General features: G+C 65.8%; 20 protein-coding genes and 1 pseudogene. 6 read left to right on the top strand and 15 right to left on the bottom strand.

All coding sequences use genetic code 11. The features are described 5' to 3' along the window. Positions 1-107 precede the first annotated feature (107 nt). The gene (locus ACZBJS_RS21405; protein WP_316397623.1) at positions 108-674 is read right to left on the bottom strand and encodes a DUF2147 domain-containing protein; all 567 of its coding nucleotides are present in this window, start codon (positions 672-674) and stop codon (positions 108-110) included. A 138-nt stretch (positions 675-812) separates the two neighbouring features. Further along, a complete protein-coding gene (locus ACZBJS_RS21400) occupies positions 813-1,841 on the bottom strand; it encodes an NAD(P)/FAD-dependent oxidoreductase (RefSeq protein WP_057016688.1) in 1,029 nt (342 codons plus the stop codon). Positions 1,842-2,005: 164 nt separating this feature from the next. Between ACZBJS_RS21400 and ACZBJS_RS21395 the strand changes: the two are divergent. Beyond that, positions 2,006-2,466 (top strand): annotated as a pseudogene (locus ACZBJS_RS21395) (acyl-CoA thioesterase). A 105-nt stretch (positions 2,467-2,571) separates the two neighbouring features. Here the strand turns inward: ACZBJS_RS21395 and ACZBJS_RS21390 are convergent. Together ACZBJS_RS21390 and ACZBJS_RS21385 are read right to left on the bottom strand one after the other, a co-directional pair. Further along, the gene (locus tag ACZBJS_RS21390) at positions 2,572-2,892 is read right to left on the bottom strand and encodes a 2Fe-2S iron-sulfur cluster-binding protein (protein ID WP_016841525.1); all 321 of its coding nucleotides are present in this window, start codon (positions 2,890-2,892) and stop codon (positions 2,572-2,574) included. A gap of 161 nt (positions 2,893-3,053) precedes the next feature. After that, positions 3,054-3,431: an Hpt domain-containing protein gene (locus tag ACZBJS_RS21385; protein WP_316397624.1), complete on the bottom strand. Its 378-nt coding sequence runs from the start codon at positions 3,429-3,431 to the stop codon at positions 3,054-3,056. 381 nt (positions 3,432-3,812) lie between these two features. Here ACZBJS_RS21385 and ACZBJS_RS21380 point away from each other — a divergent pair, with 381 nt between their 5' ends. Further along, positions 3,813-9,830 (top strand): apolipoprotein A-IV repeat region-like domain-containing protein, encoded by a 6,018-nt coding sequence (locus ACZBJS_RS21380; RefSeq protein ID WP_463439119.1) that lies wholly within the window; start codon positions 3,813-3,815, stop codon positions 9,828-9,830. Positions 9,831-10,052: 222 nt separating this feature from the next. On the opposite strand, the gene ACZBJS_RS21375 is transcribed toward ACZBJS_RS21380, so the two are convergent. The 3 genes from ACZBJS_RS21375 to ACZBJS_RS21365 form a co-directional block, all read right to left on the bottom strand. Next, positions 10,053-10,922 carry an MlaD family protein gene (locus ACZBJS_RS21375; protein ID WP_028341638.1) on the bottom strand — a complete coding sequence of 290 codons (870 nt, stop codon included), beginning with the start codon at positions 10,920-10,922 and terminating at the stop codon, positions 10,053-10,055. Between the two features lie 119 nt (positions 10,923-11,041). Then, entirely contained in the window at positions 11,042-11,812 is a 771-nt protein-coding gene (locus ACZBJS_RS21370) for an ABC transporter ATP-binding protein (protein WP_028338275.1), read from the bottom strand. 2 nt (positions 11,813-11,814) lie between these two features. Beyond that, complete coding sequence (locus ACZBJS_RS21365) at positions 11,815-12,948, bottom strand: MlaE family ABC transporter permease (RefSeq protein WP_316397625.1); 1,134 nt, start codon at positions 12,946-12,948, stop codon at positions 11,815-11,817. Between the two features lie 141 nt (positions 12,949-13,089). On the opposite strand from ACZBJS_RS21365, the gene dgcA reads away from it, so the two are divergent. Beyond that, the gene (dgcA, locus tag ACZBJS_RS21360; RefSeq protein ID WP_316397626.1) at positions 13,090-14,091 is read left to right on the top strand and encodes an N-acetyl-D-Glu racemase DgcA; all 1,002 of its coding nucleotides are present in this window, start codon (positions 13,090-13,092) and stop codon (positions 14,089-14,091) included. Here the strand turns inward: dgcA and ACZBJS_RS21355 are convergent. Further along, positions 14,088-15,260: an MFS transporter gene (locus ACZBJS_RS21355; RefSeq protein ID WP_316397627.1), complete on the bottom strand. Its 1,173-nt coding sequence runs from the start codon at positions 15,258-15,260 to the stop codon at positions 14,088-14,090. The genes dgcA and ACZBJS_RS21355 overlap by 4 nt on opposite strands. 75 nt (positions 15,261-15,335) lie before the next feature. Here ACZBJS_RS21355 and ACZBJS_RS21350 point away from each other — a divergent pair, with 75 nt between their 5' ends. After that, positions 15,336-16,649: a hypothetical protein gene (locus ACZBJS_RS21350; RefSeq protein ID WP_463439118.1), complete on the top strand. Its 1,314-nt coding sequence runs from the start codon at positions 15,336-15,338 to the stop codon at positions 16,647-16,649. 135 nt (positions 16,650-16,784) lie between these two features. On the opposite strand, the gene ACZBJS_RS21345 is transcribed toward ACZBJS_RS21350, so the two are convergent. From ACZBJS_RS21345 to thiD, 4 genes are all read right to left on the bottom strand, one after another. Beyond that, on the bottom strand, positions 16,785-17,774 hold the full coding sequence (locus tag ACZBJS_RS21345; RefSeq protein WP_076825738.1) for a threonine/serine dehydratase family protein: 990 nt from the start codon (positions 17,772-17,774) through the stop codon (positions 16,785-16,787). 56 nt (positions 17,775-17,830) lie between these two features. Beyond that, positions 17,831-18,922, bottom strand: a complete 1,092-nt coding sequence (locus ACZBJS_RS21340) for a glycosyltransferase family 4 protein (RefSeq protein ID WP_463439117.1) — start codon at positions 18,920-18,922, stop codon at positions 17,831-17,833. Then, positions 18,919-19,731: a UDP-2,3-diacylglucosamine diphosphatase gene (locus ACZBJS_RS21335; RefSeq protein WP_463439116.1), complete on the bottom strand. Its 813-nt coding sequence runs from the start codon at positions 19,729-19,731 to the stop codon at positions 18,919-18,921. The genes ACZBJS_RS21340 and ACZBJS_RS21335 overlap by 4 nt, the downstream gene beginning before the upstream one ends. Before the next feature lie 303 nt (positions 19,732-20,034). Further along, a complete protein-coding gene (gene thiD / locus ACZBJS_RS21330; RefSeq protein ID WP_310880083.1) occupies positions 20,035-20,832 on the bottom strand; it encodes a bifunctional hydroxymethylpyrimidine kinase/phosphomethylpyrimidine kinase in 798 nt (265 codons plus the stop codon). 194 nt (positions 20,833-21,026) lie between these two features. Between thiD and ACZBJS_RS21325 the strand changes: the two genes are divergently transcribed. Further along, entirely contained in the window at positions 21,027-21,272 is a 246-nt protein-coding gene (locus tag ACZBJS_RS21325; RefSeq protein WP_016845986.1) for an Lrp/AsnC ligand binding domain-containing protein, read from the top strand. A gap of 119 nt (positions 21,273-21,391) precedes the next feature. On the opposite strand, the gene ACZBJS_RS21320 is transcribed toward ACZBJS_RS21325, so the two are convergent. Then, positions 21,392-22,321 (bottom strand): c-type cytochrome, encoded by a 930-nt coding sequence (locus ACZBJS_RS21320; protein WP_463439115.1) that lies wholly within the window; start codon positions 22,319-22,321, stop codon positions 21,392-21,394. A gap of 165 nt (positions 22,322-22,486) precedes the next feature. On the opposite strand from ACZBJS_RS21320, the gene ACZBJS_RS21315 reads away from it, so the two are divergent. After that, positions 22,487-22,909, top strand: a complete 423-nt coding sequence (locus ACZBJS_RS21315; protein ID WP_076825748.1) for a CHRD domain-containing protein — start codon at positions 22,487-22,489, stop codon at positions 22,907-22,909. Between the two features lie 106 nt (positions 22,910-23,015). On the opposite strand, the gene ACZBJS_RS21310 is transcribed toward ACZBJS_RS21315, so the two are convergent. Then, positions 23,016-23,462 (bottom strand): c-type cytochrome, encoded by a 447-nt coding sequence (locus tag ACZBJS_RS21310; RefSeq protein ID WP_141340701.1) that lies wholly within the window; start codon positions 23,460-23,462, stop codon positions 23,016-23,018. A 103-nt stretch (positions 23,463-23,565) separates the two neighbouring features. Beyond that, positions 23,566-25,875 (bottom strand): xanthine dehydrogenase family protein molybdopterin-binding subunit, encoded by a 2,310-nt coding sequence (locus ACZBJS_RS21305; RefSeq protein ID WP_316397633.1) that lies wholly within the window; start codon positions 25,873-25,875, stop codon positions 23,566-23,568. Positions 25,876-25,946: the final 71 nt, after the last annotated feature.

Genomic DNA, 25,946 nt, shown 5'->3' with positions numbered 1-25,946 from the left:
GCGACGCCGCTTGAGCGTCGCGCTCCTCGGCCGCATGCAAAGGTGTCCTTGCTGCATCCGGCTCATCAAAGGGCGCGACCCGCCGATCCACTTATGACACAGTAAGATTAGTGCCGCTTCGTCGCGGGCACCGGCGCCGCCGGCTTCGCCACGGCGGCTTGCGCCGGCAGATATTTGGCGACGATCGCGGGATCGAGTTGGGCCACCGCGGTGTCAGGCAGCCGGGTCCAGACCTCATCCTTGCCGAACAGCGAGATGCCGAGAAAGCCGCGCATCGTCAGCGTCTGACCATCGGCGCTCAACGTCATCTTGGCCTTGTAGACCTTGCCGTTGCGCGGATCGAGCACGTTGCCGCCTTCATAGGCGAGCCCGTTGCGCTTCATGTCGCGGATGAGGGGAATGCCGAGCCACGGCATGTCCTTGCGATCGTCGGTGCATTTCGAGCAAATCGGATTGGGCGGGTCGCCGGGCGATGAGAACATCTTTGCGATCATGCCTTCGAACAGGCCATTGCGCTCGATCACTAGGAACCAGCCCTCGGGCTTGCCGTCTTCGATCTTTTGCCACAGGCCGGCAGCCGACGGGTCGGCCGCCGAGGCCGCAAGCGGAGCAGCTAGCGCAAAGGCCGTGGCGATCGCGAGGATCAGCCGAAGTCTGGATAGCGTGTTCCGCATCATCATCACCTGATCAATCGACCAACTCGACTACAAGCAGACTACGGCCATTTCACGGAGCGTTCCAGTGCCCGCGCCGCGCAGGAGCCGCGCAGGAAGTGGCCCATGCCCCTGGCATTGGTCTCTGGCCGAGTGAAATCAGTTCACCCCGAGCTTCTTCTGCAGACTCGATGACGAGGTTGTGTATTGGAACACCAGCCGCTTGTCCGGATACACGTAGCGGTGCGCCTTCTGCGCCATCAGCGCACCCTCGTGGAAGCCGGAGAGAATGAGCTTGAGCTTGCCCGGATAGGTGTTGATGTCGCCGATCGCGAAGATGCCTGACACGTTGGTCTCGAACGCCGCGGTGTCGACCGGCACCAGATTGTTCTCCAGCGCGACGCCCCAGTTCGCGACCGGGCCGAGCTTCATGGTGAGTCCGAAGAACGGCAGCATCGTATCGCAGGCGATCGTCGAGACCGCATTGTCGTTGCCCTTGAGCGCCGCGCCCGAGAGCTGGCCGTTGGCGCCTTCGAGCCCCGTGACCTGTCCGATCTTCAGATCCATCCTGCCGTCGGCAACGAGCGCACGCATCTGCTCGACGCTGTGCGGCGCCGCGCGGAAATCGTCGCGCCGGTGCAGCAGCGTGATGCGCTTGGCGATCGGATGCAGATTGAGCGTCCAGTCGAGCGCGGAGTCGCCGCCGCCGACGATCAGGATGTTCTTGTCTCGGAATTGCTCCATCTTGCGCACGGCATAAAACACCGACGTGCCTTCATAGGCCTCGATGCCCGGCACCGGCGGGCGCTTCGGCTGGAACGAGCCGCCGCCGGCCGAGATCACGACGACCTTGCACTCGAACTCCTTGCCGGCATCGGTCTTCACGCGGAACAAGGGATCGCCGATCTTCTCGATGCTCTCCACCATCTCGTTGAGATGGAAGGTCGGATTGAACGGCTTGATCTGCTCCAGCAGCTGTTCGGTGAGGCCCTGACCGGTGACGAAGGGAATTCCGGGAATGTCGTAGATCGGCTTCTCGGGATAGAGCTCGGCACACTGCCCGCCGATCTTGTCGAGGATGTCGACCAGATGCACCTTCATGTCGAGCAGGCCCAGTTCGAACACGGCGAACAGTCCGCAGGGGCCCGCGCCAATAATCAGCACATCGGTCTTGATCGCTTCGCTCATGTCCGCTTCTTTTCAGTTGAAATCGACTGGACGGCTTTTTCGCCTGTCCAGCCAAGTGGGCCGGATCGCGACATGCATAATAGGGACAGCGGCTGGCGCGGCAACCCCTTGCCGAGCCTGCGCAAGTCGGCTGTATGGGCGGGAAACCGACGGAGATCCCCCTCGTGAATGCCCCTGTCCGTGCTGACGATGCGCCGCGCCTGGAAGACTTTCCCTATCGCCTGTCCGACAATGTGCGCTTTGCCGATCTCGACCCCAACGGGCACGTCAACAACGCCGTCTATGCGAGCTATTTTGAAACCGGCCGCGTCACGCTGGTAAAGGACCGCAGCATGGGGCTGATGCCGGCGGGGCTCGGCTGGATCATGGTGCGCCTCGACATCCATTTCCGCGCCGAGCTGCACTGGCCGGGTCAGATCGAGCTCGGGCTCGGGCTCGTCAAGTTTGGACGCACATCGACCACTTCGACCAGGTGGTGTTTTCGGAAGGCAGATGCGTGGCGTCGGCGAAGGCGGTCACGGTGATGATCGATGAGGCCACGCGCAGGCCGACGCCGCTGCCGGCGGAGGTCAAGCAGAACTTCCGCCGCTGGGTCCGTCGCGGAGTGAATCCGGACGGCGAATAGAGACGGCAGAGCGTTTTCAAGCGAAGTGGATACCGGTTCGCGTGAAGAAAACGCGTCAAAACAAAAATCTAGAGCCTCGTTCCGATTCAATCGGAACGAAAGGCTCTAGGCCTGTCGCTCCGGCGTCGACACGACCAGTCCGTCGAGATCGTCGGTCACCTTGATCTGGCAGGACAGCCGCGAATTCGGACGCACGTCGAAGCCGAAATCCAGCATGTCCTCTTCCATCGGCGACGGCGCACCGACCTTCTCGCGCCAGGCTTCATCGACATAGACATGGCAGGTCGCACAGGCGCAGGCGCCGCCGCATTCGGCTTCAATGCCGGGAATGGCGTTGCGGATCGCGCCTTCCATCACCGTCGCGCCGTTCTCGATGTCAACTGTGCGTTTCTCGCCGGAATGGTCGATAAAGTGGATTTTGGCCATGATTGCTCGTGCTGCCGGAATGCGCCGGACGATGGATGGAAAGGTCCCGGGCAGTCGTATAACGGGTCGATCCGCACAGCGCTAGCGCGGAGACCGAAAACCTGCCCGCCGGTTGGGACGCCGCCCAAGCTGTCGCAGCGGGCCGCCGAGACGCCGGACGCCTAGGCGCGGCCCAGGATCAGCTCGATCGCCGTGCGCGCCTCGGCAATCGCGGCGCCGAGCGCGGCAAGCGGCTGGGCCGCATCGGAACCGCCGGACAGCGCGGTCTCCAGCTGGGCAGCAGCCTCGGCGACGCCGAAGGCGCCGATCGCCCGCGCCGATCCTTTCAGGGTGTGGGCATGGGTCGCCGCCTCGGGCGGCAAGGCGGCCAGTTCACCGAGGATCCGGGCCGACTGGGTCGAGAACATGGCCAGCACTTCCCGCTCGAGGCCCGGATCGCCCAGCGTCATGCGCTGAAGATGATCGACGTCGATCGGCCCGGCGCCGGGCGCCAGCGGCGGCGATTGCGTCCATTCGACCCGTTCGAGGTGAAGCGGCATGGCCTGTCCCTGTCGTCTCCGCCGGCCCTCGCCGGCGGATCGTTGCCCCAGCCAATCACGAAACTGGTTAACGGATTGTTGTTGGGATGATCGGCAAAACCGCCCGATTCTGGACAATTTCTGGACACAATCGACGCTCTGCAGCGGGAATTTCGAGTGCCCATAAGGCCTTATGGCGCAAAGCTGTTAACGATGATTAAGAAAGTATTAATCGCAAGCATTTCATTCGCATCGCTCTCCCAATAGGATGTTTGCGGATGTAGCGGACAAGCCGCCGAGGGGGCCGGCTTGCGCTCCGCTTGTGGGCACCGGCTTCGAGCTTGCGTGGGGACGATCGCAGGCTCGCCGACGCGTAAAATAGTGAGAGGGCTCAGACTGAACATGGCGAACACTCCCAAGAAGGTCAAAGACCCCACCGAAGTCGCGCTTTCTGCCATCCAGGAAGCCCTCAACATCAGCGAACAGGGCGCGGAGAATCGCAGCCCCCTCAACGAAGGCGCCGCGCCGCCGAACCTGCCGCCCGCTGCCGATTTTTCAGCCACATCGTTCGAGTCGCGTCCGAGTAATTCCGATCGTTCGGCGTTCGAGCCGATCGAAGAACCGCGCGCGCCGCGCCGCGCCGCCAATGATGATCGCGAAACCATCGGCCAGATGCTGCAGACGCTGCAGGGAGGACGCGCGCGCAACGCCTTCACGCTGTTCTTTGTCTGCTCCGGCGCCTGGCTGCTGGGCGGCGTCATCCTCACCATCGCGTTCTGGCCGGCCCTGCAGGCCTCGATGGCTCAGGGCACCGGCGTCCTGGTGCTCGCCGGCCTTGCCGCGCTGTTCGCCGTACCGATCCTGCTGTTCTACTATCTCGCCAGCCTCGCCGCGCACGGTCAGCGCATGCAGATGATCGCGCAATCGATGGCGCAGGTCGCCATGCGATTCTCCGAGCCGGAAAACGCCGCCGCCGATTCCATGGTGACGGTCGGCCAGGCGATCCGCCGCGAGGTCGCGGCGATGGGCGACGGCGTCGAGCGCGCGATCGCGCGCGCCGGCGAACTCGAGACCCTCGTCGCCAACGAGGTCGCGGCACTGGAACGCGCGTATTCCGACAACGAGGTGCGCATCCGCGCGCTGCTGCAGGACATCGCCCACCAGCGCGACAACCTGGTCGGCCAGGCCGAGCAGGTGCGCAGCGCGATCTCCGGCGTGCAGATCGACCTGCGCCACGACATCGCGCTGATCTCGGACGCGATCGCCTCGCGCGTCGACGAGGTCGCCAAGAGCATCACCGGCGCGCTGGAAGAGCGCGGCCAGCACATCACGACCGCGCTGAGCCATGCCGGCGACAACATGATCCTCGCGCTCGGCGAGCGCGGCGGCGACCTGCTCGACCGTCTGGAGGAAGCCAGCGCCGAGACCACGCGCGCGGTGATGGACGCCTCAGAACGGCTGACCACCAGCCTCAACTTCAAGACCGGCCACGTCCATGACGAGTTCGTCGATCTGGCCGATCGCGTCCACCAGTTGCTCAACGAGCGCATCGACCGCATCACCGGCGAGTTCGAGCAGCGTTCGTCTGTCATCGTCGACGGCATCTCCGATCGCACCGAAGAGGTCCACGACTCCCTGAAGAACTCTGCGGACTCGCTGCTGCTCGAGCTCGAGCTGCGCAGCAACGACCTCGTCAGCAAGATCGACGATGCCGGCAACCGCCTCGCCGGCCAGATCCTGACGTCGGGCGACAAGGCAAGCGAGGCGCTCGACGTCACCGTCAATTCGCTGGTCGCCAAGGTGGTGGGCCAAACCGAGACCGCGCACGACTCGCTGTCGCTGCAGATGAGCGCGTTCGACGACCTGGTGAGGAACCATGGCAGCGAGCTCGCCGAGAAATTCGCCCGCGACTCCGGCACGCTCGGCGCGCTGATCACCCGCCACATCTCGGAATTCGACCGCACGGTGAAGACCTTCGGCGGCGACATCGTCGAGCGCATGGGCCAGCGGACCCAGGACATCGCCGACAGCCTGAAGACCTATGTCGACACCTTCGACCACCGTGTCACCAGCAACAGCGGCGAGATCACCGCCTCGCTCGACCAGCGCCTGCTGCAGTTCGAGACCACGCTCGGCAGCCGCGTCACCAATCTCGACGCCTCGCTGACCGACAAGCTGTCGTCGTTCGACAGTTCGCTCGCCAGCAAGATCGGCTCGTTCGACGGCCGTCTGCAATCGCTCGATGACGCGATCGACCGCCGCATGAAGTCCCTCGAGGTCACCTTCGAGAGCCGCGCCAAGTCGGTCACCGAGACCATCGACGGCCATCTCGGCACGCTCGCGACCCAGCTGACCGACGGCGCCTCCCAGGCGATCCAGTCGATCGACTCGCGGCTTGGCCTGCTCACCACCACCCTGACCGAAGGCACCGTGCAGGCGATCGCCGCGGTCGACCATCGCATCAACGGCGTCACCGAGACCATCGACGGCCACAGCGTCCGCCTGGTCGACACCCTCAACGGCCACAGCACCCGCCTCGCCGACACCATCAATGGTCACAGCGCGAACCTGACCGACACCATTTCGGCGCGCTTCGCCGACATCCAGCAGGGCATCGAGAGCCGCGTCGGCGTCATCGCCAGCGACATCGACACCCGCGTCGCGCAATTCGAGGACCTGCTGGGCTCGCGCGTCGAGGCCGTCGCCGGCCGCATCGAGAGCAGCGGCCGCCAGGCGAGCGAGGACCTGATGTCCCGCGCCGAGCTGTTGTCGTCGAGCATCAAGTCCCATGTCGAGGACGCCGAGCGTTCGCTGACCAACCTCGTGGTCAACACCAGCGAAACCATCCAGACCGGCGCGCGCACGGCGCAGCAGGCGCTGCTCACCGTGTCCGCGGACGTCGGCAACCAGCTCAAGCTGAGCTCGGCCGAGGTTGAGAGCGTGCTGACCGCCGTCGGCACCAGCGCCGCCAACTCGATCCTCACCAGTGCCCGCGACGCCCAGGTGTCGCTGGTCTCGGCCTCCGGCGACGTTGCCTCGCAGATCAAGGCACTGTCCGAGGATGTCGAACGCACGCTGCAGGCGGCCGGCAGCGCCACCGCAGCCTCCGTGCTGTCGGGCGCCCGTGACGCGCAGACCACGCTGGTCAGCGCCTCTGTCGAAGCCGCAAGCCAGGTCAAGTCGCTCGCCAGCGATGTCGAGCAGTCGCTGTCGATGGCCGGCTCTGCCGCCGCCGAGGCGATCATGACCGGTGCGCGCGAGGCCCAGACCACGCTGATCTCGACGTCGACCGACGTCACCGGCCAGGTCAAGTCGCTCGCCAGCGACGTCGAGCGTTCGCTGTCGATGGCCGGCTCCGCCACCGCGGAAGCCGTCGTCACCTCCGCTCGCGAAGCTCAGAGCACGCTTGCCGGTGCTTCCACCGAAGCCGCCAACCTGGTCCGCACGCTCGCGGCCGACGTGCAGCACTCGCTCTCGACCGCCGGCTCTGCCGCCGCCGAGGCAATCATGACCGGCGCCCGCGAGGCCCAGACCACGCTGATCTCGACGTCGACCGACGTCACCGGCCAGGTCAAGTCGCTCGCCAGCGACGTCGAGCGCTCGCTCTCGATGGCCGGCACCGCAACCGCGGAAGCCGTCGTCGCCTCCGCCCGCGAGGCCCAGAGCACGCTGGCAGGCGCGTCGACCGAAGCCACCAACCTGGTCCGCACGCTGTCGGCCGACATCGAGCGCTCGCTGTCGATGGCGGGCTCCGCCACCGCGGAAGCCGTCGTCGCCTCCGCTCGCGAGGCCCAGAGCACGCTGGCAGCCGCATCCACGGAGGCCGCCGATCTGGTCCGCTCGCTGGCGGCCGATATGGAGCGTTCGCTGTCGATGGCCGGCTCCGCCACCGCGGAATCGATCACGTCAGGCGCGCGTGAGGCCCAGAGCACCCTGGTCAACGCGTCGACCGAGGCCGCGACCAAGGTGTCGGCGCTTGCCGCCGACATCCAGCGTGCACTGTCGATGGCCGGCTCCGGCACCGTCGAGATGCTGACGGCCGGCGCCCGCGAGGCGCAGAACACCCTCGTCACCGCGTCGACGGAAGCAGCCAACCATGTCAAGTCGCTGGCCGTCGATGTCGAGCGCACCCTGGCCTCGGTCGGCACCAACACCGCGCAGGCGATCCTCGGCAGCGCCCGCGATGCCCAGAGCTCGTTCGTGGCGACCTCCAGCGAGGCCGCAAGCCAGATCCGCGAGATCTCCGCCGAGATCGAGCGGTCACTGACCACGGCCAGCGCGGAGACTGCGCAGACCATCCTGGGCAGCGCCCGCGAGGCCCAGAGCTCGTTTGCGGCGACCTCCGCCGATGCCGCCGCCCAGATCCGCACGCTCTCGACCGATATCGAGCGCGCGCTGGGTGCGGTCACGGCCAAGACCACCGACAACATCCAGACCTCGGCGCAGAACGCGCAGGCCGCGCTGATCACCATGTCCAACGAGGTCTCGACCAAGGTCAAGACGACCTCCGCCGACATCGAACGTTCGGTGCTGTCGGCCTCCAGCGCCTTCGGCTCGGCGATGACCGGCAAGACCGACGAGATCGTCACCTATGTGCAGCAGCAGACCGAGCGTCTGTCGCAGATGGTCGACGGCCGCCGCGGCTCGCTGGTCGAGGCGCTGACCTCCAAGACCACGCAGCTGTCGAGCGACATGGATCGCGCCACCGCGGATGCGCTGAAGGCGATCGAAACCCGCGGCCTCGCCTTCTCGCAGTCGATGTCGGCCCACGGCAGCGATGTCGCGCGCAACATCACCTCGGCCGGCGATCAGGCGACCGGCGCGGTGGCGAAGTCGCTCAAGGAGCTCGAGCAGGCTTCGCGCGCGGCGATCGACCAGTCGCGCCAGGTCTCGATCTCGGCCGTCACGGAGATGCAGGAGACCAGCAAGATCCTGCGCACCGATACGGTCGCGCTGTTCGAGCGGCTGCGCGAAGGCAACATCCTCTTGCAGGAAGTGTTGACCGGCGCCCACGACAACCTCAACTCGCTGGAGCGCGCTCTGGTGACCCGCGTGGCCGACTTCGTGTCCGCCATGAACGACGTCACCTCGCGCAACGGCGTGGCAACCCAGACGCTGGAAGACCAACTGACGGTGTTCAACAGCAAGACCGGCAAGGCGCTGGAAGATCTCGGCGCGCTGTCGAGCCAGTTCGAGACCCATGGCAAGGCGCTGATCGATGCGGCTGCCGTGGTCGAGCAGGCCAACCGCTCGACGACGGCCTCCGTCAGCGAGCGCAAGTCCGCGCTGGAAGCGCTGGTCACGACCATCGACCTTCGCACCACCGATCTCGACCAGCGGCTGTCGCGCTTCACCGGGCTGCTCGATGAATCGCTCGGAGCGGCCGAGGAACGCGCCCGCGACATCGCCCGCGTGGTGGCGGAGACCGCAGGCGCCGGTTCGGCTGCGATCAGCAGGCAGTTCGAGGCGGTGCGCCAGGCGGCCGAGAACGAGCGTCAGCAGACCGTCGACGCCATGAACGACCTCTACCAGCAGAGCAATGCCGAGACCGATGCGATGTTCAAGGAATCGACGGAGAAGTTCTCCGCGATGGTCACGGCGATGAAGCAGATGGCGAGCGAGATGCAGAGCGAGCTCGAGGCCACCCGCAACGAGCTTCGCCGCGGCGTGCTCGAGATGCCGCAGGAGGCCGCCGAGAACACCGCGCAGATGCGCAAGGTGATCGTCGATCAGATCGAGGCGCTGGCCGAGCTGAACCGCATCGTCGCTCATCACGGCCGCGGACTCGACGTGGTCTCGACCAACCGCGCCAGCGTTCGCCACGAGGAGCCGGTGGTGGCTGCCGCCGGCGGCCGCGGCGATGTGCGCATGCGGGACAACGGCAACAGCGCCTCGACGCTGCCGCCGCCGGATCTCGGCATGGCGAGCTCGCGCCGCACCGAGGCCCCGCCGGTCAGCCCGGCAGGCTCCAACAACAACGGCGACGGCTGGCTGTCCGACCTGCTCAACCGCAGCGACGCACCGCCGCCTGCCCCGCAGAGCCGCGACGCCCAGCAGCGCCCGCGTCCGCAGCAGCAGCCGGTCAATCCGCTGGAGTCGCTGTCGCTCGACATCGGCCGGCTGATGGACCGCACGCTTGCGGCCGAGATGTGGGATCGCTACCAGCGCGGCGAGAACAAGGCGTTCTCCAAGCGCCTCTACACGCCGGCCGGCCAGAAGGCTTTCGATGAGGTGGCCCGCAAGTACCGCTCCGACCGCGGCTTCAAGCAGACGGTCGACCGCTACATCGCGGAGTTCGAGCGCCTGCTCGACGAAGTCGCCCGCGACGGCCGCGGCCAGCAGGAGCTGAGCAGCCACCTGACCTCGGAGACCGGGCTGGTCTACACCCTGCTCGCGCACGCCGCGGGACGGCTGGGGTAAGCCGGCAAAGTAAGCGTGTAGCGAATGGAAACGGAGGCCTCATGGCCTCCGTTTTGTTTTGGGTGGGATTGGAAAATTCGCGTCGACGAAGACTCGACAGGGTCATTCCGGGGCGATGCGAAGCACCGAGCCCGGAATCTCGAGATTCCGGGTTCGGTCCTACGGACCACCCCGGAATGACTGTGCGACCAGAGGGCAGCGAACCTGTTCGCCATTCGCCCTTTATTGCCGCCGCCGCGGCCCGGGCGCGGTCGCCGGAGCCGGCGCGGGCTCTGGTGCGGCGTTGTTGCTGCCGCCGAAGATCACCCGGCTCGGGTTGCGGTCGAAATTGTTCACGGCGCGGCTGATGTCGGACAGCGTCCTGCGGCCGTCGTTGATCAGGAGATTGGAGCGCTTGTCGAGATCCTCGGCGAGTTCGCGGATCGACTTCACCATCAGGTTCAGCTCGCTGCCATTGTTGCCGCCTGCGATCGCATTGAGGCCAAGCATCAGGCTGTCGGCCTTGCCCATCACGCCGTCGACCTTGAGCATGACGTTGTCGATCTTCTCGGAATTGCGCGCTAAGGCCTGGGTGAAGACCTCGAGATTCTTCAGCGAATTCTTCACCGACTGCTGATTGTCGGCGACGATGCGGTTGACGTTTTGCAGGGTGGCGCGGATCGCCTCGGTGACGTCCTGCAGCGCATTCGGGTCGGCGGTCAGAACCGGGATGCCATCCTCGTCCAGCGGCACCGGCGGGGCGGCCTCCTCGCCGCCCTTGAGCGAAATCGCGGCGACGCCGGTGAGACCCTGGAACTCGAGACCGACCAGGGTGTCCTTGCGGAGCGGTGCGTTGTTCTCGATCATCGCCAGCGCAACCACGCGTCGCGGGTTGTCGAGCTTCACCGAGACCACTTCCCCTATCCGAATACCGTTAAAATTGACATTGCCGCCGTTGCGCAGGCCTGACGCCGGACCTTCGAAGATCACCCGCAGGGGGCTGCGCTGCTTGGTCGTGTGCAGGCTCTGGAACCACAGCACGAAACCGAACGCGGCGGCGATCACCGCCAGCGTGAAAGCCCCGATCAAGACGTAGTTCGCCCGCGTTTCCATCAATTGCTCGCGTTAATCACTCTCGGGCCCGCGCGCAGCCAGCTGTGCTCGAGCCCATCGAATTCCCTGTTGGCGCATGATCTCGTCCGAAAATCGGCTCCAGGTTTCGGGATCATGGGCTAGGCCACAACGGCACGGGCGCGCTTGCCGTTGAAATATTGCTGCAGCCATGGATGCTGCGACGCCTTCATGTCGGCGATCGATCCTGCAGCAATGATCTTACCGTTCCCTAAAACGGCGATACGGTCGCACGCGGTGTAAAGACTGTCGAGATCGTGGGTTACCATGAAAACGGTCAGCCCCAAAGTGCGCTGCAGGGTGCGCACCAGCTCGTCAAACTCGCCGGCGCCGATCGGATCGAGACCCGAGGTCGGCTCGTCGAGAAACACGAGCTCGGGATCGAGCGCGAGTGCGCGCGCCAGCGCGACGCGCTTGATCATGCCGCCCGACAATTCCGACGGATAACGATCGGCGACTTCCGGCTTCAGCCCGACCATCACGAGTTTTGCCACCATGATCTCGTCGAGCAGCCGCTGCGAGACGCGCAGATATTCGCGCGCCGGAAACTGGATGTTCTGGCGCACCGTGAGCGAGGAGAACAGCGCGCCCTGCTGGAACAGGATGCCCCAGCGGCGCTCGACGGCACGGCGCTGCGAGGTGCTCGCGGCGTCGAGATCGACGCCGAACACTTCGATGCGGCCGGCGACCTTCGGCACGAGCCCGATGATGGTGCGCGTCAGCACCGACTTGCCGGCGCCCGAGGGCCCGACGAAGCCGAGGATCTCGCCGCGCCTGACGTCGAGGTTGAGGCCGTCGAGCACCCGCGTGTTGCCGAATTGAACGGTGATGTCGCGGACCCGGATGATGGCGTCGTTGTCCTCTTCCGCCATGATCACATCCCGATCGAGGCGAAGAAGATCGCGAACACGCCGTCCATCACGATCACGAAGAAGATTCCTTTCACCACCGATGCGGTGGTGTGCTGTCCGAGCGACTCCGCCGAACCCTGTACCGCCAGGCCTTCGACGCAGGCGACGATACCGATCACCGCCGCCATGACCGGCGCCTTGACCATGCCGACGATGAAATGGTCGATCGATATGGCATCACGAAGGCGGAGCAGGAAGGCCTCCGGATCGACGCCGCCATAGAGCCAGGCCACCAGGCCGCCGCCATAGAGCGCGGCCATCGCGCCGAGGAAGGCCAGGATCGGCAGCGCCAGCACCAGCGCCAGCATGCGCGGCAGGATCAGGACCTCGATCGGATCGAAGCCCATGGTGCGCAGCGCGTCGATCTCCTCGCGCATCTTCATCGAGCCGAGCTCGGCGGTATAGGCCGAGCCGGAGCGGCCCGCGACCATGATCGCGACCAGCAGCACGCCGATCTCGCGCAGCACCAAGACGCCCAGCATGTCGACCACGAAGATGTCGGCGCCGAACCTGCGGAAATGGAAGATGCCCTGCTGCGAGATGATGCAGCCGATCAGGAAGGTGATCAGCACCACGATCGGCACCGCGCGCCAGCATACCTGCTCGAGGTGATGCACCGTCGAGGTCAGGCGGAAGCTGCGCGGATGGATCAGCACCTTCCCGGCGGCCGCCAGCACCGCGCCGAGCATGTCGACGAGGCTGATGATGGTGCCGCCGATCCCGGCCACGGTGCGCCCGATCTGCTCGAGCATGCCTGAGATCGACAGCCGGTCGCTGACGACCCCGGGCACGGGGCCGACGCGGCGGACCTCGTCGACCAGGCTGGAATAATTGGCCGACAGGCCCGCGATCTCGGCTTCGGCGGTGGCGTCGCTGAGGCTGCGGCGCAGCCGCTCGATCAGCCAGGCGCCGAAGGTGTCGAGGTTCGCGACCTGCGACACGTCGATGAAGATGTGCGGCCGGCTGCCGCGCAGCTTCTCCGCGTCGGAGACGATCCGCTCGAGCGCAGGAGCAAAGCGGGCCGTCCAGTCGCCCGCCGCGCACAACGCCAGTCCTTCGCCTTGGGCTATCCGCTCCAGTGTCGGGTCGCCGCTCACCTTTTGCCTACCCCTCAAGCCGGCTGGCTGCCGCTAACGCTGATCTCCGGCGCTGCCGGATCGGCTTGTCGAATCTGCCGCTAACCAGCCATAGTTGGCTGCGCGTCGCAAGCTACGGTTCAGGAAATAGTAGACTTTAAAATGACTTCCACCCCATCCGGAGCGATTTCCCTGACCGGTCGGATCGAGCGCTGGCCGATCGCGGGGACCTTCACGATCAGCCGCGGCACCAAGACCGAGGCCGTCGTCGTGGTGGCCGAGTTGAGCCAGGGCGGCCTCACCGGCCGCGGCGAATGCGTACCCTACCCGCGCTATGGCGAAACGCCCGAGGCGACGCTGCAGGCGATCCAGGCCCTGCAGGCGCCGCTCGCCAATGGCATGGACCGCGTCGCCTTGCAGGCCAGGATGGCTGCCGGCGCCGCCCGCAATGCGCTGGATTGCGCACTGGCGGACCTGGAGGCCAAACGCGCCGGTAGGCGGATCTGGAACCTGCTCGGCCGGCCCGCACCGGAACCGCGCACCACCGCCTATACGATCTCGCTCGGGACGCCAGAGGCGATGGCGGAGGCCTCCGCCAAGGCCGCGCATCGTCAGTTGCTCAAGATCAAGCTCGGCGGCGACGGCGACGGCGCGCGGATCGCCGCCGTGCGCAAGGCGGCGCCTCGATCCGAGCTGATCGTCGACGCCAACGAGGCCTGGACGGAGGACAACCTCGCCGCCAATCTCGCTGCCTGCGCCGATGCCGGCGTCACCCTGATCGAGCAGCCGCTGCCGGCGGGCAAGGACGAGGCGCTGGCGCGGATCAGGCGGCCGGTTGCGGTCTGCGCCGACGAGAGCGTACACGACCGCGGCTCGCTTGCCGGCCTGCGCGGCCGCTATGACGCCGTCAACATCAAGCTCGACAAGACCGGCGGATTGACCGAAGCGCTGGCGATGGCGGATGCCGCCCGCGCGCTCGGCTTCGAGATCATGATCGGCTGCATGGTCGCGACCTCGCTCGCGATGGCGCCGGCGATGCTGATCGCGCAAGCCGCGCGCTTCGTCGATCTCGACGGCCCGTTGCTGCTGGCGAAGGATCGCGACCACGGCCTGCGCTACGAGGGCAGCCTGGTCTATCCGCCCGACGCCGCACTCTGGGGCTAATCGGTGAGACGCTTGCGCGCCAGCCACATCACGAGCCCGCCCGTGGCCGCCATCGCGGCCATCATGTCGTAGACGCCGAGCCCGAAGCGCGCATAGACCATGCCGCTGACGATCGCCGTGGTGCTCGCGACAATGCCGCCGCAGGCGGTGAGATAGCCCTGCGCGCGCGCCATCACGTGAACCGGCACGTGATGCACCATCAGGCCCATGATGCCGACCTGGGTCAGGCCGAAGCTCAGTCCATGTCCGAGCTGCACAACTGCAAGCACCGCAAGCGGCGGGTCCTGCGCGGTGATCGCCCAGCGCGCCGCGGCACTGGCGGCCGCGATCATCACCAGCACAGCCGACGGCAGCGTGAAGCGCGGCGAGGCCGCAAACAGCACGATCTCGGCGATCACGCCGAGCACCCAGAGGCAAGCGATCGTCAGGCCGCTGAAGCCGGCCTGCTGCCAGGCAATCGATGCGAAGATATAATAGGCGCCGTGGCTGCCCTGGATCAGCGCCGAGGAGACGATGATAGCGAGGAAGGTGGGATTGCGCAGCAGTTTTGGCGCGCCGGCCGCAGGTGTGGCGGCTGCCACCGGGCGGCCCAGCGGCCGCAGCGTCAACCCGACCAGCGCGCCGAGCACCGTCACGGCCGTGATGATCCAGATCAGGTCGACCTCCGCGACATAGCGGAGCAGGAAGCCGCTCAGCAGCGCGCTGACCGCGAAGGCGGCCGAGCCCCAGAGCCGCAGCGGTCCGTAGCTGAGGCCGAATTGCCTGACGCCGCGCAGCGCATAGGCGTCTGTGAGCGGCACCATTGGCGTCCAGACGCAGCAGGTCAGCGCATAGATCGCCAGCAGCACGAACGGCTGGTGCTGGGTGCCGATCACGGAAAAACCGAACGCCGTAGCGAATCCGGTGGCGATGATCGCCCCGCGCAGCATCTGGCGCCGCTCCGCCGCCGCAGTGACCAGCGGCAGCACGGTGAAGCGCGTCACCGGCGGCACCGCGGTGATGATGCCGATCCAGGTGGCGTCGATGCCGACCGCCTTCAGCCACACCGTGAAAAACGGCAGGTGAACCCCGGTCATGCCGAACAGCGTGGCATAGAATGCCGCAAGGCTGCGCGCGAATCGCCGCGATGCAACCTTTGCTGCAATGGGGATTTGTGATTCGGAAGACATCAATTCAATTGCGATTCGCGCGATATCGTGGTGATCGTTAGCGTAACGCGCAGTGATTTGCGCGGAGAGATCGTGATGGCCGAAGAAGCATTCGCCCTGTCGCCGATATCCGCCCGCGCGGCCCTGCCGAGCGAGGAGGACTATGCCGCGATCAGCGCGGCCTTCATGGAGACCTCGCGGGGCCGCTGGTTCCTCGGCGAATACGCCAAGCGCAACCGCAATGCCGATACCCGCATGGTGCTCGATGCCGTGGCGCGGATCGAGGAAAGCCTCAGCGCACAGCGGCAAGCCGCCGCGGCGGCGATCAGGGACGAGCAACAGGCGCAGGCGCTGGCCGCCCTGCGCGGCGCAATCGAAGCTACCCAGGCCTCAGCCATCGCCGCGCTCGAGGGCATCAGCTTCGAGCAGAGCCTCGCGCCGGTGCGCAAGGGCGTGCGGGTGATCAGGGAGATCTCCTGGCGGCTGCGCGAGATCGGCAATGACGGCCGGATCTGCGACATCATCGATTCGCAGGTCAGCGCGATCGAGGCCGGTGCTGCCGAGGTCTCGATCGACGATGCCAAGGCTGTGCTGGATGCCGCCTTCGCGGTGCTGGCGCGCCGGCTCAGCGAATTCGATCCGGACAAGCAGGCGGCGCCCGCGGCAGAACCTGATGTGGCCGAAGCACCGGTGGCGGAGGCGCCTGTCACGGAACCGCCCGCCTCTGCTCCCTCGCCGCAACCAGTGGCGGAAAGCGCTGCGCCCGACGCGACTGTCGCGGCCACACCGCCGGGGCCGCCTCAGGAAGCCGCTGCGACGCCGCCCGCCGAAGCTGCGATGCCTGCAGCTACGCCGAGCATTGATGTTGCCGCGGCCGTGATGCCGCAGCCGAGCGAAGCCTGGCTCAAGGCTGAAGCCGCGTTGGCCGAAGCCGAGGCCGCGGAACTCGCCCGCGTCACCGACGAGACGGCGGCCGACGCCCATGACGAGGCGGTGCTCGACCTGATCGCGATGGAGATGGGCGCGCCCGATCCGATCGACGAAGAGGCGATCGCGGAGGAAATGCGCGCCGCCGAGGAGATGCGCGTCGCTGAGGCAATGGCGGCCGAGCCCGAAATGGTTGCGCCGGCCATTCAGCCCGAGCCCGCACCGGCGCCCGCACCGAAGGTCGAGGTCAGAGCCAAAGTCAAGATCGAGCCGCTGGCCGCAGCGCCGATTGCCGAGACACCGGTAATGTCGCCGCCTCTCCCGCCCGCCGTTGAGCCGGCCTCTGCGCCCGCAGCAGAGATCTCACTCGGTTCGACCATCATCGCCAGCGGCCTTCTGAAAAGGCCGACTGTTGCGGCCAACGACCCGCTCGCGCCAATCCGTCGCATGAGCCAGGCCGAGAAGATCGCGTTCTTCTCGTAGCCTCGACTGTTCATATCCTGTCATTGCCGGGCTTGACCCGCACGACGACTGGCGCGAAGCATTCATGTCCCATGGACCGCACGCGCAACGTGAGCCAGCTCATGTACCGCGGCAGCATCTGTGCCTAACCCGGTGTCAGGCAACCAGTTTCGCGAACAGGTCGGCGTCGACATTGCCGCCCGACAGCACGATGACGACGTTCTTGCCCTTGGCATCGATCCGCCCGGCGAGCAGCGCCGCGAGTCCGACCGCGCCGCCGGGCTCGACCACGAGCTTGAGCTCGCGATAGGCAAAGGCGACGGCGGCGCCGACCTCGTCGTCGGAGGCGCTGACGCCATTCGCGAGCAGCTTGCTGTTGATGGCGAAGGTCAGTTCGCCCGGCATCATCGCCATCAGCGCATCGCAGATGGTGCGCGGCGCAACCGCATGCGCCTCGCGATGGCCGACCTTGAGCGAAAGGGCATGATCGTCATAGCCCGCGGGCTCGGCGACGATCACCTGGGCCTGCGGATATTTCGCCTTCACCGCGGTCGCAACACCCGCGATCAATCCGCCGCCTGAAGCCGGTGCGACCACGATGTCGGGCGTCAGTCCGAGCGCAGCCATGTCCTCGGCGATTTCGCGGCCGGCGGTGCCCTGGCCCGCGATCACGAAGGGATCATCGTAGGGGCGCACCAAGGTCGCGCCACGCTTGCCGGCAATGCCGTTGGCGATCGCCTCGCGGTCGTCGCGATCGCGGTCGTAGAGCACGACTTCGGCGCCATAGGATTTGGTGCGCTCGCGCTTGGTGATCGGCGAGTCCGCAGGCATCACGATGGTCGCCTGCATGTTGAGGATCTTGGCGGCCGCAGCGACGCCCTGGGCGTGGTTGCCCGAGGAGAACGCGACGACGCCGCCGCTCCGCTTGTCCTGCGGGATCGAGGCGAGCTTGTTGAAGGCGCCGCGAAACTTGAACGATCCGGTCCGCTGCAGCATTTCGGGCTTGAGGAAGACCTGGCTGCCGACGCGTTCGTTGAGAACGGGGAAGGTCAGGAGTGGCGTGCGCACCGCGAACGGCGCGACCACCCTTGCGGCGGCATCGATGTCCGCGGCAGCGACGGGTGGATTGAGAACGGTGTCCGTCATTCGCGATTTGTATCGCGGCGCCAGGCTGGCGGGCAAGACGCTTTAGCGTGACCTGACTAGCGTGAGGTGGGCTGGGTCGCCGGCAGGGCCACAAAATGGTGCTCTTCGGCACCAAATTCGAACGCCTCCCCCTCGCCGTCCGGCGGCGCGGGGCGGACGTTCATGCAGCGATCGATGAACACCCGGGCCGACGCCTGCCAGGTGTGGAGCGCGGCAAAGTCGACGCAGGCCTGCCGCGGGATGCTGCGCGCCTCCAGGCAGGCATGGCGCAGATCCTCGTCGAGCACGCCGACCGGCGCCGCGCCGATCACGTCGCGGGGACCGGTGACCGGAAAAGCGGCAACCGGCAGGCCGCTCGCCAATGCTTCAAGCAGCACCAGACCAAACGTATCGGTACGGCTCGGGAAAACGAATACATCGGCCGCGGCGTAGATCTCAGCCAATTCTTCCCCATGGCGGGCGCCGAGGAACACAGCGTCCGGATATTTCCGCTCCAGCGCCGCCCGCGCCGGGCCGTCGCCGACCACGACCTTGGTTCCCGGCAGATCGAGATCGAGGAAGGCCTCGAGATTCTTCTCCACCGCCACCCGGCCGACGCTGAGATAGACCGGCTGCGGCAGGCAGAGATCGACGTCGCGCGGATGGAACAGTGAGGTATCGACGCCGCGCGACCACAGCACCACGTTGCGGAAGCCGCGTTGACGCAACTCGGCCGACAGCGCCGGGGTCGCCGCCATCACCGCCCGGCTCGGCCGGTGGAACCAACGCAATGCGTGCCACACCCAGGCTTCCGGGACAGGCGTCCGCGCCGAGACGTATTCGGGGAAGCGGGTATGGAAGCTCGTCGTGAACGGCAGGCCGCGCTTGCGGCAATAGCGGCGCACCGCAAGCCCGATCGGGCCCTCGGTCGCGATATGGATGCTGTCGGGCCTCGCCGCCTCGATCAGACTTGCGACCTTGGCCCGGTAGGGCAGCGCCAGCCGGAGATCGCGATAGCTCGGCATCGCGAAGGTGCGGAACTCGTCCGGCGTCAGGAGGCTCACCTCGACGCCGAGCGATTTCGCCGCCTGTGCCATCATGGTCAGCGTGCGGACAACCCCGTTGACCTGGGGATGCCACGCATCGGTCGCGACCAGGATATGCGTCATGCAGCGCGTGCCGTCACTCGCGGAACCGGCGCGATCCGGCGCACCGGGTCGGTCCAGGCGATGATCTCGAAATGGCCGTCCTCGTGCTCGGCGAGCGCGGTGCAGCTCTCCACCCAGTCGCCGCAATTCATGTAGCGGATGCCGTGCTCGTCATGAATCGTCGCGTAGTGGATGTGGCCGCAGATCACGCCGTCGCAGCCGTGACGCCGCGCCTCGCCGGCAAGCGTCGCTTCGAACGCGCCAATATAGTTCACCGCCTTCTTGACCTTCAGCTTGGCCCATTGCGACAGCGACCAGTACCGCACGCCGAACATCTTGCGGAAGAAGTTGACGAAGCGATTCATCTGGATCGCGAAGTCGTAGGCCTTGTCGCCGAGATGAGCGAGCCAGCGCGCGTTCTGCACCACGAGATCGAAAATGTCGCCGTGGATCACGAGGTAGCGCTTGCCGTCGGCGCCGGTGTGAACGGTGTTCTCCACCACGTCGATGCCGCCGAAATGCGTGCCGTAATATTTGCGCAGGAACTCGTCGTGGTTGCCCGGGACGTAGATCACCTTGGCGCCCTTGCGCGCCTTGCGCAGCATCTTCTGCACGAAATCATTATGGGTCTGCGGCCAGTACCAGTTCGACTTCAGCGCCCAGCCGTCGACGATATCACCAACGAGGTAGATCGTGTCGGCATCGTGAGAACGGAGGAAGTCGAGCAGGCGGTCGGCTTGCGAACCGCGGGCTCCGAGATGGACATCGGAGATAAACAAAGTGCGAAAGTGCCGCTCGGGACTTTCTTCACTCAAGGAGTCACTTCCCATGCCTGTGCACCTAACAGATTCCTGTGACAAGGCGATGACGATCCCCGCGACCCAAGGCCCCACAAACAGTTAACGAGAATCAGCAGTACGCCGCTTCTCTGCGGATAACAGCAGCGTGCGACAATCTGGCGACATCGGCGGTCCCGGCTGTGGGGAAGAGGCGTTGTGTTGCCTGCACAGCGCGATGGGACAGCGAAGTGATCGAATGCGTAGCCCGGATGGAGCGAAGCGCAATCCGGGGTCCTGCATCCGCGGATGAACTGGTCCCGGATTTCGCTGCGCTCCATCCGGGCTACAAGAGCGTCAGTAATATTTGTGAAAGTGATGCACCGGCCCATGGCCGTGGCCGACGGCGAAGCGATCGGCTTCGGCGATCGCCTGCGTGATCCAGGCCTTGGCGTTGCGCACGGAGGTCTCCATGCTCTCGCCCTTCGCGAGCCCTGCTGCGATTGCCGAGGACAGCGAGCAGCCGGTGCCATGCGTATTGGCGGTCGCAATCCGCGGCGCAGCCAGCGCGATGCTGTGCTCGGCGTCGATCAGATAGTCGATGCTCTCGGCGCCGTGCCCATGGCCGCCCTTGACCAGCACCGCGCGACATCCCATCGCCAGCAATCGCTTGCCTTGTCGCTCGACGTCGGCCTCGCTTGAGGCAACCGGCTCGTTCAAGAGCGCCGCCACTTCCGGCAGGTTCGGCGTGATCAGCGAGGCCAGCGGAAACAGCAGGACCTTCAGCGCATCGACCGCCTCGGCGGCAAGCAGCCGATCACCGGAGGTTGCGACCATCACCGGATCGAGCACGACATGGCGCGGCGCCCAGCGCCTCAGCCCATCGGCGATCGCAGCGATCGTGTCGGCCTGCGCCACCATGCCGATCTTGACCGCGCCGACCTCGAGGTCGGAGAACACCGCATCGATCTGGGCGGTGACGAATGACGCGGGCACCGGATGGATGCCGCTGACCCCCATGGTGTTCTGCGCGGTCAGCGCCGTGATCGCGGAGGCGCCATAGACCCCGAGCGCGGCAAAGCTCTTGAGGTCGGCCTGGATGCCCGCCCCGCCCGAGGAGTCCGAGCCGGCAATGGTGAGCGCGACCGGCGTCATCTTGCAGCACCGGCGGTTGATACGAATGAGACCATCACGAACAAGACCATGGCCTGTCCTAGCCCGGCCGCCGATCGGCAGCAAGTTCGCCTGACTTTACCGCAAGTTGGCCTCACCTTGCCCCCCTGCCTCGCCCCTTGCCTTGGCCGCCCGTTTTGGGCCTATAGTCGCGGAAATCCCCGGAGACGACTTTGATGGTTCCTTTCTTCGTCCAGATCAAATGCAAGCTCGGCCAGTCCTACACCGTCGCCAACGCACTGGCGGAGGCCGAGATTGCGTCCGAGATCTATTCCACCGCGGGCAACTACGACCTCCTGGTCAAGTTCTACGTCGACCACGACACCGACATCGGCCATTTCATCAACGAGAAGGTTCAGGTGATCCCGGGCATCCAGGACACCCTCACCATCATCACCTTCAAGGCGTTCGGCGCGAAGTAGGACGCGCCCGCGAGAGCATGATGAGATCAGGTCGAGCTTGAACGGTCGAAAGTTCACCTCTTCCTTGGGAGAGGTGAACCGAAACCGCGGCGAGCCGATTCAACCAAACCCATCCCGCTTTACAATTCCTTCTCCTTCTTGACCGGCTTCGGCGGTCCCTCGACCGGCGGCAGCGACTTGATGTACTCGGCAATCGCGTCGCGGTCAGACGACGACAGTCGCGAGGTGTTGCGGATCACGCGCACCATCGACCCACCGGCCGAGTCGCCGTCCGGCGTCTGGCCGCTCTCGAGGAAATAGGCGATATCCTTCACACTCCAGTCCGAGATCCCCCTCGGCGTGATGTTGGGCACCCAGCCTTCGCCCTCCGGATTCGGACCACCGGCGAAGCGCTGCGCGGTGACGATGCCGCCGAGGACATTGCGCGGGCTGTGGCACTCGGCGCAATGGCCGAAGCTGTTGACGAGATAGGCGCCGCGGTACCAATGCGCCGAGCGGCTTGCATCCGCGATGAACGGCTTGCCGTTCATGAACAGGAATTTCCAGACCCCGACATTGCGCCTGATGTTGAAGGGAAACGGCAAATCGTGGTCGCGCACCTTGCCGGCGACCGGCGGCAAGGTCTTCAGATAGGCGAACAGGTCGCGCACATCGCTGACCCTGGCGTGCTGATAGGACGGATACGGAAACGCCGGGAAATAGTGCGCGCCCGATGGCGAGGTGCCCTTCATGACCGCGGTGACGAAATCGGCCTCGCTCCAGCGGCCGATGCCGTCGTTCGGGTCGGACGAGATGTTCGGCGCATAGAAGGTGCCGAATGGCGAGGGGATCGCGAGCCCGCCGCCGAGCTTCGTGCGGTCGTCCTGCTTCGGCACGGCATGGCAGGAGGAACATCCCCCGGCATTGAACGTTGTGAGGCCGTTGGCCAGGTCAGGCTGATAGGCAGGCAGCGCGTCGGCGGCAACGGTCGCGGGGATCGTCAGCCACCAGAACACGCCGAAGCCGATTACGCCGGCCAGAATCGCCAGGAGGAAAATTCGTCGCAGCATTCACCGATCCGCCATTGGTCGCGTCAGTTCATGGACCAGTATGATGGCAACCAGTCGGACAAGCTCGCATCAAATTTGCCGCACCCACGATCATTTGGGGAATAAATCCGAAAAGCTGCTGTTTGAAGATTGCAACCATCCTGTGACGTCAAAGGGGAGAGAACCATGTCGAACAAGACCTTGCTTGCCACGCTGACGCTCGGCGCCGCCATCGCCTTCGCCGGTCCTGCCTTTGCCGAGAAGTTCACGGCGAAGCTGGATGGTAAGAGCGAAGTGCCGCCGAATACCAGCGCCGCCACCGGCACCGCCGACATCGACTACGATGCCGCCAGCAAGAAGCTGAGCTGGAAGCTGACCTATTCCGGCCTGTCGGGTCCGGCTACCGCCGCGCATTTCCACGGCCCCGCCGAGGCCGGCAAGAATTCCGGTGTCGCAGTCGCGATCCCGAACGCGACGTCGAGCCCGGTCGAAGGCAGCGCCACGCTGACCGACGCGCAGGCCGCCGATCTGCTCGCCGGCAAGTACTATGTCAACGTTCACACTGCGGCCAATCCGGGCGGCGAGATCCGCGGCCAGGTGACCAAATAACAAGTGACGAAGTAATCGTTCGCGACGCAACGCCAACAAGAAACGGCCGACACAAAAAAGGGCGGACGCCCTAAAGCGTCCGCCCTTTTCGTTGATGGAATGGCGATCAGCCCTTCTTGACGCGATAGGTCTCGTGGCAGCCGCCGCACTGCTTGCCGATCACGCCCAGCTCGGCCTTCAGCGTATCGACGTCCTTGATCTTGCCCTTGGCATCGGTGACGACCTTCGCGAAGCTCGCGGACTGCTGCGCGAAGCCCGCCTTGTCTTCCCAGATTTTCGGCGAAGGGGCGTAATCGCCTTCCAGCTTGACGCCTTTCATGCTCTCGGGGAACAGCGTCGGAAGCTGCTTGGCGGTATCCTCGAACTGGGCCAGCGCGGCATTGACGGTCGCTTGGTCGTAGGGCTTTTCGCCCTTGATGATCGCCGACAGCGCACCCGCATTCTTGCCATTGTCCTTCATCATGGCCTGGGTCTTCTTGACTTGATCCTGCTGTGCAACGACTGCACCGGCACCGAACGCCAGCACCGCAGCAACGACGACAATCCGCTTCATCGGCAAAACCCCTCAATTCCGCTCTGTCCCGGTCCGCGATCTGCGGCCGGCCTGGTTTGCAAAACACCGCAGGCGGAATCTTCATTCCGCCTGCGACAATTTATCAGAGATTATGGCGGCGCTGCGCCTCGCGGATCGCGATCCAGACCCGTTCCGGCGTGGCGGGCATGTCGATGTGGTCGATCTTGTACTCGCGATGCAGCCCCTCGACGATCGCGTTGACGACCGCCGGGCACGAGCCGATCGCGCCGGCCTCGCCCGCGCCCTTCACGCCCATTGGGTTGGTCGTGCAAGGCACGTTATGGGTCTCGAACACGAAGGACGGCCCGTCGGAGGCGCGCGGCAGCGCATAGTCCATGAAGGTGCCGGTGACGAGCTGACCATCGGTCGGGCTGTACACCGCCTGCTCCATCAGCGCCTGCCCGATGCCCTGCATCGCGCCGCCGTGAACCTGGCCCGCCAGCATCAGCGGATTGAGCGTGACGCCGAAATCGTCGACGATGACGTAGCTGACGATCTTGATGATGCCGGTTGAGGGGTCGATCTCGACCTCGGCGAGATGGGTGCCGTTCGGATAGGTGCCGTCGGCGCTGGCGAAGGTCGCGCTCGCATTCATCTTCGACGTATCGCCGCCGGGACGTTTGGCGAGATCGGCAAAGCTGATCGAGCGGTCGGTGCCGGCGATGCGGATGCGGCCGTCGGCGATTTCTAGGTCGCCGGCGCCGGCTTCCAGCGCATGCGCCGCAAGCTCCTTCAGCTTGTTGCCGAGATCATGCGTCGCCCGCTGCACGCTGACGCCGCCGGACGGAATCGATGCCGAGCCGCCGGTGCCGAGGCCGGTCGCGATCTTGTCGGTATCGCCCTGCAGCACATGGACGCGCTCGGGCGGCACGCCGAACTGCTCGGCGACGATCTGCGCATAGGCGGTCTGGTGGCCCTGTCCGCTCGACTGCGTGCCGATCAGGACCGAGATATCGCCATTGGGATCGAGCGCCACGTTGGCGGTCTCCTCGCCCATCGTGCCGCAGACCTCGACATAGCTTGCCATGCCGATGCCTCGCACCAGGCCGTCCTTCCTGGCGGCCTTGGCGCGCTTCGGAAATTCCTTCCAGTTGGCAATCTCCATCGCGCGCTTCATATGCGCGACGAAGTCGCCGGAGTCGTAGACCTTGCCGGTCGCGGTCGTGTAGGGCAGCGACTTCGGCGGAATGAAATTCTTCCGCCGGATGGCGTCCGGCGTCATGCCGAGCTTGCGCGCGGCGGCATCGACCAGGCGCTCGATGACATAGGCGGCCTCCGGGCGGCCGGCGCCGCGATAGGCATCGACCGGCACCGTGTTGGTGAACACGGTGCGGACCCGGCAGTGGAAGGCCTGGATGTCGTAGAGGCCCGGCAGCATGCCGGCGCCGCCATGCGGGATGTAAGGCGCGAAGGTCGAGAGATAGGCGCCCATGTCGCCCATCAGGTCGACATCCATGCCGAGGAATTTGCCGTCCTCGGCGAGCGCCATCTTCGCGGTGGTGAGATTGTCGCGGCCCTGCGCGTCGCCCATGAAATGGTCGGAGCGCTCGGCCGTCCATTTGATGCTCTTCTTGAGCTTGCGCGCGGCCACCGAGATCAGCGCATATTCGCGATAGGGAAACAGCTTGGTGCCGAAGCCGCCGCCGACATCCGGGCAGATCACCCGCATGTTCTCCTTCGGCATCTTCAGGACCATGTCGCAGAGGATCTCGCGCAGGCGGTGGCTGCCCTGGCTGCCGATCGTCAGCGTCAGATGATCCTTCTTGGCGTCGTATTCGGCGACCGCGGCGCGCGTCTCCATAAAATTTGTGATGACGCGCGGATTGACGATGGTGATCTCGGCCACCGCATGCGCCTTGGCGAACGCGTCCTCGGCGGCCTTCTTGTCGCCGATCGAGACGTCGAACAGCACATTGCCAGGCTTGTCCGGCCAGACCTGCGGCGCGTCCTTCTTCACCGCATTGACGAGGCCGACCGCCGCCGGCAGCGGCGTCCATTTGACGTCGATCGCCTCGATCGCGTCACGGGCATGATCGACGGTGTCGGCGACCACAAAGGCCACCGCGTCGCCGACATGGCGCACCTCGTCCTTGGCGAGGATCGGATAAGGCGGTGCGGTGAACGGATCGGTTTCGAGATTGAACAGGCACGGCAGGCCGCCGAGTTCGGCGACGTCGGCGGCGGTCAGGATCAGCGCCACGCCGGGCATGCCGCGGGCCTTGCCGGCATCGATCGTGTAGGTCGCGTGCGCGTGCGGCGAGCGCAGCATCAGCGCGTGCAATGCGGGAGACGGTGCAACGTCGTCGGTGTAGCGGCCCTTGCCGCGAATCAGAGCGTCGTCCTCCTTGCGCCGCACACTTTGTCCGACGCCGAATTTGATGGGAGCTGCCATCGTCTCTCCAATTGCCTTGGTGTGTTTTGCGCATATTGGCGTGGTTGTCGTCGAAGCGCAAACCGCTTTCC

The sequence above is a fragment of the Bradyrhizobium sp. KZN70725 genome, assembly GCF_055264925.1.
This window is presented reverse-complemented; position numbering and strand designations above follow the sequence as displayed.